Source organism: Nocardia sp. NPDC003726 (assembly GCF_053586955.1).
On the sequence record NZ_JBSFNF010000062.1, the window covers coordinates 1 to 1,867 of the forward strand.

The 1,867-nt window shown below is 70.4% G+C and carries 1 protein-coding gene; it reads right to left on the minus strand.

Features of this window, described 5'->3' with window-relative positions; translation table 11 throughout:
- Positions 1-505: 505 nt before the first annotated feature.
- Entirely contained in the window at positions 506-1,210 is a 705-nt protein-coding gene (locus ACWDMM_RS33750; RefSeq protein ID WP_357208757.1) for an enoyl-CoA hydratase-related protein, read from the minus strand.
- Between the last annotated feature and the right edge of the window lie 657 nt (positions 1,211-1,867).

Sequence of the window (1,867 nt, forward strand, 5' to 3'; positions counted from 1 at the left end):
CCGGTCCGGCGACGCCCGTCCGGACGTGCGCGACCGCCGCTTGCTCCTTCGTCGCCTACGCGGCGGCCGCGCACACGCGAGCCGGGCCGCGAACGGCGGATGCTCGGTCTCGCTTCGCTCGAAACACGTGGTGGCGGTGCGCTGGGCGCGTTGGTGCCGGAGCCCGGTATCAGGTGCACGCGGTGTGGGGCGGGCTGGTTTGCGGCTCGGGCGGGCTGCTCGGGCGGGCTGGTTGTCGGCTCGGGCGGGCTGCTCGTTTGCTCCCACGGCGTCCAGTTGTCGGCCGCGCAAACGCGAGCCCGGCCGTGGACGGAGGATGGGCGGTCGCTTCGCCCGAAAGACGGGGTCGAGGTTCGCTGGGCTTCCACTCACGCGGCGACCGCCCGCAAAGCTCCGACGGCACCGCGGTCACGCTTCGCCAGAGACGCGGTGCGGCCGGCCTCCGGGTGCGTGGGCGATCGGGCCGGCCGGACGCGGCGGCGCCGGCGTTGTCCGCGAATGCGGGTCAGCTGGTGGCGAAGGCCAGGTTCTCCGGGGTGGTCGGCACCGCGAGGCCGGCCAGTGCCTTCGCGTGCAGGGCGCGCTTGATCACCGGCAGGTTGGGCTTGCGGTTGCTCGCCAGCGTCGCCGCGCGCTGGACGGCGGTCGCGAGCAACTCGTCGGCTTCGGCCTTGCCGTCCACGATGCCCACGGCGATCGCCTCGTCGGCCGGGTAGCGGTGGCCGGTGGTCATCGCCTGCACACACACCTGGTTGGTCAGCCGCTCGGTGAGCAGAGCGTTCATCCCGATGGTGAACGGCATGCCCAGGTGCACCTCGGGCAGGCAGTAGAAGCCGCGATCGGCGCGCATCACCCGGAAGTCGTGCGAAGTGGCCAGCATGGCGCCCGCGCCGAAGGCATGGCCGTTGATCGCCGCGACGGTCGGCAGCGGGAAAGCGAGCAGGCGGGTGTAGAGCGAGTGCACGCGATCGAGATAGCCGTGCATCTTGTCCAGATTGCCGAACAGCCAATCCGTGTCGAGACCGTTGCTGAAGAACTTCCCCGTCGCCGTCGTCACCAGCGCGGCAGGCCCCGTGGAACTCTCGACCTCGTCGAGCAGCCCGTGAAACGCGTCGATCCAATCCGGGTGGAATCGGTTCTCGCTGTCCGTCTGCCCCTCGGCCCCGAGGTAGACGACGAACACTTCACCTTGGCGTTCCAGATACGGCATGCGGTGCAGCGTAACGGGCCGCGCCCGACGCCCCTACTCACGGGTAGCACTCACCCCGCAGACCACGACGCCCAACCGCTCCCCCGGTGATCACCGGTCCACCGCACGGCTTCCGAGCCGCCCCCTGCAACCCAGGAGCAGTCGAACCCCGACGCGCCCAGCGCACCCCCAACCACGACTTCCGAGCCGAACGAGACCAAGCATCCGGCCTTCGCCGTCCTCCGCGTTTCGCGACCGACGCTCAACGCGACAAGGCCACAAGCGGCGCTCGCGCAACGGCAGCGACGCCAGGGCCGCAAACACCCATTGCAGGCCCGGCCGAACAAACCCGCCATCCGACCCGCGCCCTGCGTCCAGGCGTCCGAACACCGACACGCCCAGCGCACCACAACCCACGACTTTCGAGCGAAGCGAGACCAGCCATCCGCCGCGGCTCGCGTGCGCGCCGTTTGGACATGAACACAAGAGCTTCGCGAACACCGAGTGCGAGGCCCGGCCGAACAAACCGACTTCTGAACCGCGCGCCCTGTGTCCCAGCGTTCGATCACCAACGCGCCCGGCTCACCGCAACCACGTCTTTCGAGCGAAGCGAGACCGAGCATCCGCCGTTCGCGGCCCGGCTCGCGTGTGCGCGGCCGCCGCGTACGCGACGAAGGA